This is a genomic window from Endozoicomonas sp. SESOKO2, assembly GCF_024606245.1.
GTDB lineage: Bacteria > Pseudomonadota > Gammaproteobacteria > Pseudomonadales > Endozoicomonadaceae > Endozoicomonas_A.
In genome coordinates this window covers 1-1,702 of sequence record NZ_JAHHPQ010000071.1, presented here as the reverse complement: position 1 = coordinate 1,702, position 1,702 = coordinate 1, and the positions used below count along the sequence as shown (strand labels likewise).

The 1,702-nt window shown below is 48.1% G+C and carries 1 protein-coding gene; it reads right to left on the bottom strand.

Translation table 11 applies throughout. The features are described from left to right. Positions 1-131: 131 nt before the first annotated feature. A partial coding sequence (locus KDK17_RS01845; protein WP_257287209.1) for a hypothetical protein occupies positions 132-1,702 on the bottom strand: 1,571 nt, incomplete at its 5' end.

Below are 1,702 nucleotides of genomic sequence, written 5' to 3'. Positions count from 1 at the left end.
CCTCACCCATTTCCTGACAAATTCGGAAAGCTTAGGACAGTAGACTGGCAGGTGCGGAGTAAAACAATTAATTTACAATGCCAGAACCTTAAAATTCGGAAATGGTTGACTGAAATACATTACTTCAATAATCAATCCCAGTTAGCCTCACGATCCTGAAGTGAAAAAGTAGTCGATGTACCCGAGCTGGTCGAATAACCAATGCCATCATCGCCTTCTGAAGAATCCCAAATGTAGCTGGGAGTGCAGAAGAATAAAGTCTCCCCTTTTTTTTGTTGCTGTATTATTACGGTGTGGCTGGCTGTTCTGGCTCTTTCAGCCGCTTCTTGCTGCTCCCTTTCGTGGCCTATTTTATCTTCTTTTGTCAAGATATATTCTTCTTGTCTCAAGTAGCCGTATAGCTCTGTCAGCGACCACTGCATGTAGAGATTATCCAGATCCATATCACAAGAAAGGGGATTCAGAACCCCGGCATTGATCATTACATTTTTCCAAACCTTTTGATCAAAGCCTTCAATGATTTCTCTGACCTCCTCCCTGTCCCTTCTGGTGGGGTTCCAGTCCCTTCCTTTCGGATCTTTCCGCCAGGGTTTGTTGAGTGCTCTGCCTAACTTCCTTTGCAGCTTATTCTCTTGCAACCATTCCAACCTTCGCGATTTAGTTTGATGCTCAGCGATTATCACACACACCAACAAGGTGATACCTATCGTGGCGATCACAGTGCTCGCCACAAGTTTAAACCAGCGTTCCCAATCATGGTGATCCAGATCCAGATCCAGATAGTGATGCACGACTGGCTTCTGAACGGGCGGTGGCAGAGCAAAAGACACGGGCTTTTCACCATCCAGAATTCTGCGAACCTGCTGGTACCACTCATTACCATAATCTTCACGATCGGCGGCTTTCATAAACAGGGCGGCGAGATCTTCCTGATAGTGACGACGTTTGCTGTCTGTACGCCAAAGAGTGAGATGATTGTTAAAGGCTTCAGTCAGCAGGGAGAGGTAAAGAACAAATGCAGGGTCTCTGGCAATCTCCGGGTTCTGCTTTTGCCTGTCCACCTTGAAGCCAAGAGAACGAAGCGCCTTGCCACGAAGAAAAAGCTCCTGCATTTCTATCAGAATAAAGCCGAGTTGCCGACCTAACTGTTCCGGGGATAACGGGTTGGACGGAAATTCTCTAAAACTGTTCTGCACAGCCTCCGCAATCAGATCCTCCATGGAGTCCATTCGGTCTTCAGCTATGACCCCCTGAAGCAGCAACGGATGGGTTCGGTACCAATCAATAACATCCCGGGCTTCCTCCATGACTGGAGCTCTACTGAATGCCTGCAGGAGGTGAAACATGGGGCGGTCCGGGTAACGGTCATCCGTATCATTGTCACCAGTGACTTTGGCAATAGTATGGCGGGAAGCCTGCTGGATGAGTCTGGTAAGAAACTGCTGTCGAGCTTCTGGCTGATAGTCTGGTGCAGAGTGATCTTCCAGCCACTGGTTCTGCTCATACCGCTCATAGATTCGCCGAACTGAAACCATGAGGGCTTTTAACAGCCCCTCATTTTCTTCTGCAAAGACGTAATCAAAATAGAGCCTGTTCAGATTGTTCCGGGCATGCCTGAGAGCCTTCTGCTCGGGTGACTCAACACTTCCCCAACAGGAAGCCACCAACATCAGACTGAAAAGCACAGACCATAAAGCGCGAT